The sequence below is a fragment of the Microbacterium sp. ZOR0019 genome (assembly GCF_000800925.1).
Taxonomy (GTDB): domain Bacteria; phylum Actinomycetota; class Actinomycetes; order Actinomycetales; family Microbacteriaceae; genus Microbacterium; species Microbacterium aurugineum.
Genome location: NZ_JRKC01000114.1, coordinates 1 through 3,395 on the forward strand (window position 1 = coordinate 1; position 3,395 = coordinate 3,395).

Below are 3,395 nucleotides of genomic sequence, written 5' to 3' on the forward strand. Positions count from 1 at the left end.
CAGCACCATGCCGGCACGCAGTGCGAACCCGTACCGCGCGGCGAGTCGCGCGGCCGCGGCGACGGCGCGCGCCGGGTCGCCCAGGATGGCGGACGTCGAACCCGTGGCGCTGACCCGACCGTCGACCTCGAGCAGCACCGCTCTGTTGTCGAGGGCTGCGGCGCGGTCGAAGGGAGTCCAGGGACCGGTCGCGTACGCGGCGGCGGACGTGTTGTCGGCCACGACATCGGCGAGGCTGAAGCGGAAGTCCCGGTACCGCGAGTCGATGATCTCCAGGGCGGGAGCGACCGCAGCGATGAGGTCGGAGAGCGGGCGCCCGGGGGCGGAGCCGTCGATGTCGGTCGCCAGGAGATAAGCGACCTCGGGTTCGATGCGCGGGTGGATCGCGGATCGACGGTCGAAGACGGCGTCGTCGTCGAGGCGCATGGCGTCGGTCAGAGTGCCGAGGATCACATCGTGCACGCCCATCTGCTGGGCCTTCGCCTGACTCGTGAAGCCCAGCTTGAGGCCGGTGATGCGCTCGCCGCGGGCGAGGCGGCGGGCGATCAGCGCGTGCTGTGTGGCGTAGGCGGTGTCGAGACCGACCTCCTCCTCGGAGGAGAGCTGAGCGATCGAGGTCGCGGTGCGCTGAGCGGTGTCGAGCGCGGCGGCGAACACGGCATCGGCGGTCATGCGGTCGCCCCCGTCCGCGCGGCGACGAGGTCGAGGGCGACGTCCACGATCATGTCCTCCTGGCCGCCCACCATGCGGCGGCGCCCCAACTCCACGAGGATGTCGCGGGCGTCGAGGCCGTGCTTCTCGGCCGCGCGCTCGGCGTGCAGCAGGAAGCTCGAGTACACGCCCGCGTAGCCGAGCGTGAGGGTTTCGCGGTCGACACGGACGGGGCGGCGCTGCAGCGGCCGCACGAGCTCCTCCGCCGCATCCTGCAGCGCGAACAGGTCGCAGCCGTGCTCCCAGCCGAGCAGGTCGGCCACCGCGATGAACGCTTCGATCGGGCAGTTCCCCGCGCCCGCCCCTTGCCCGGCGAGCGAGGCGTCGACACGGTACACGCCGTGCTCGACGGCCGTGACGCTGTTGGCCACGCTCAGCGAGAGGTTCTCGTGGGCGTGGATGCCGATCTGCGTGCCGGGGTCGAGGACCTCGCGGTAGGCGTCGACGCGGTCGGCGACGTCGCGCATCGTGAGGCGCCCGCCGGAGTCGGTCACGTACACGCAGTGCGCGCCTGCGGTCTCCATGATCGTCGCCTGCGCGGCGAGGCCGCGCGGGTCGTTGAGGTGGCTCATCATCAGGAATCCCGAGACGTCCATGCCGTGCTCGCGCGCCCAGGTGATGTGCTGGATGGCGACGTCGGCCTCGGTGCAGTGCGTCGCCACCCGCACGCTCCCGACACCGAGATCACGGGCGCGGGCGAGGTCGTCGATCGTGCCGATGCCGGGCAGGATCAGGGTGGTCAGGACGGCACGGTCGAGCACCCCGGCCGCCGCTTCGATCCACTGCCAGTCGGTGTGCGCGCCCTGTCCGTAGGCGACGCTCGACCCTCCGAGACCATCGCCGTGGGCGACCTCGATGGCGTCCACTCCCGCCGCTTCGAGAGCGCGGGCGATGCCCTGCACCTGATCGGTCGTGTAGCCGTGGCCGATCGCGTGCATGCCGTCGCGGAGGGTGACGTCCTGCACGTACACGCGGGGAGTGGTGGTCATGCGGGAACCCCTGTCCGTTCGGCGACGAGTCGCTCGGCCGTGCGCAGGGCGGCCGAGGTCATGATGTCGAGATTGCCCGCGTACTCCGGAAGATAGTGGCCGGCGCCCGCCACCTCCAGCAGGACGCTCACGCGGGTTCCTCGGAACGGACGGTCGAGAGCCGGCACGTACGCCTCGTCGACCGCGTCGAACTGCACCTGTTGCTTGAGGCGATAGGCCCCGACGTAGGCCTGCACGTCGGCGACCATGGCATCGACCGAGGCGCTCACGGCATTGCGATCCAGCGTGGCGGGGTCGCCCTCGACCAGGCAGAAGACCGTGTCGCGCATGATGAGGGGCGGGTCGGCGGGATTGAGCACGATGATGGCCTTGCCGCGCTCGGCGCCGCCGATCACCTCGAGCGCGCGGGCAGTGGTCTCGGTGAACTCGTCGATGTTGGCCCTGGTGCCGGGGCCGGCTGACTTCGAGGCGATCGAGGCCACGATCTCGGCGTAGGCCACCGGGGCGACGCGTGACACGGCGGCCACCATCGGCACCGTGGCCTGGCCGCCGCAGGTGACCATGTTCACGTTGGTCGCACTGAGGTGGGCGTCGAGGTTCACGACCGGTACGACGTACGGCCCGATGGCGGCGGGGGTCAGGTCGACCATGAGGCGTCCGGCGTTGCGCACGAGCGCGTCGTTGCGGGCATGGGCTCCCGCCGAAGTCGCGTCGAACACCAGCTCGACGTCGGCGAACTCCGGCATCGCGATGAGCCCGTCCACCCCGTCATGGGTGGTGGCGACACCGAGTCGCCGTGCGCGGGCCAGGCCGTCCGAGCGCTCGTCGATGCCCGCCATCGCGACCACGTGGAGGGTCGTCGAGAGCCGCTTCACCTTGATGAGCAGATCGGTGCCGATGTTGCCCGAGCCGATGATGGCGATGCCGATGGTCATGCTGCAGCCCCTTCCGATACGGTGCCGAAGAAGTCTGCTCGGACGTCGCCGAGTCCTTCGAGGCGCGCGCGGAACACCCCGGCGGTCGCGTCGACCATCGGGCCGAGCGCGCCGGAGAGGATCACTTCGCCCGCGCGCAGCGGCTGTCCGCGCCGGGCGACCTCACGCGCGAGCCAGGCGACCGCGATGACAGGACTCCCGAGGCACGCGGCACCGGATCCGGTCGAGACCGGGCGGCCCCCACGGTCGAGGGTCATGCCGAGCGTCGTGAGGTCGAACCCGTCGAGGCGCCGGGGCGTCGTACCGAGCACGACCGCCCCGCTCGACGCGTTGTCGGCGATGGTGTCGGTGATGCGGATGTCCCAGTCGGCCACGCGGGAGTCGACGACCTCGATCGCGGGCAGCACGAACTCCGTGGCCCGGATGACATCGGCGACGTGCGTCGTGGGGGAGTCCAGGTCGCGGCCGAGCACGAAGGCGACCTCGGCCTCGGCGCGCGGCTGCAGGAAGCGCGCGAGGTCGATCGGCTCGCGGTCGGCGAACATCATGTCGTCGAGCAGCACGCCGTAGTCGGGGCTGTCGACGCCGAGCTGCGTCTGCACGGCGGGGGAGGTCAGCCCGATCTTGCGACCGACGAGGCGTCGTCCCTCCTTGAGTCGCCGGGCGATGCCGGACGACTGGACCGCGTACGCGGCATCCTGATCCGTCTCGCCGAGCAGGTCACGCACCGGCGCGCACGGCCGTCCGGACTCGGCGGCCC

4 protein-coding genes are annotated in these 3,395 nt (G+C 71.4%); all 4 read right to left on the reverse strand.

The window, feature by feature from the left end:
* On the reverse strand, positions 1 to 672 hold a 672-nt coding region (locus L978_RS18105), incomplete at its 3' end, for a 2-keto-4-pentenoate hydratase (RefSeq protein WP_052193862.1).
* A complete protein-coding gene (dmpG, locus tag L978_RS18110; protein WP_047524881.1) occupies positions 669 to 1,700 on the reverse strand; it encodes a 4-hydroxy-2-oxovalerate aldolase in 1,032 nt (343 codons plus the stop codon). The genes dmpG and L978_RS18105, both read right to left, overlap by 4 nt.
* Entirely contained in the window at positions 1,697 to 2,635 is a 939-nt protein-coding gene (locus tag L978_RS18115) for an acetaldehyde dehydrogenase (acetylating) (protein ID WP_047524882.1), read from the reverse strand. The genes dmpG and L978_RS18115 overlap by 4 nt, the downstream gene beginning before the upstream one ends.
* On the reverse strand, positions 2,632 to 3,395 hold a 764-nt coding region (locus L978_RS18120; RefSeq protein WP_047524885.1), incomplete at its 5' end, for a 2-keto-4-pentenoate hydratase. The genes L978_RS18115 and L978_RS18120, both read right to left, overlap by 4 nt.

Excerpts from the sequence above, each read along its gene's own strand:
- L978_RS18115 (WP_047524882.1), bottom strand. The coding sequence starts at position 2,635 with ATGACCATCGGCATCGCCATCATCGGCTCGGGCAACATCGGCACCGAT.
- dmpG (WP_047524881.1), bottom strand. The coding sequence starts at position 1,700 with ATGACCACCACTCCCCGCGTGTACGTGCAGGACGTCACCCTCCGCGAC.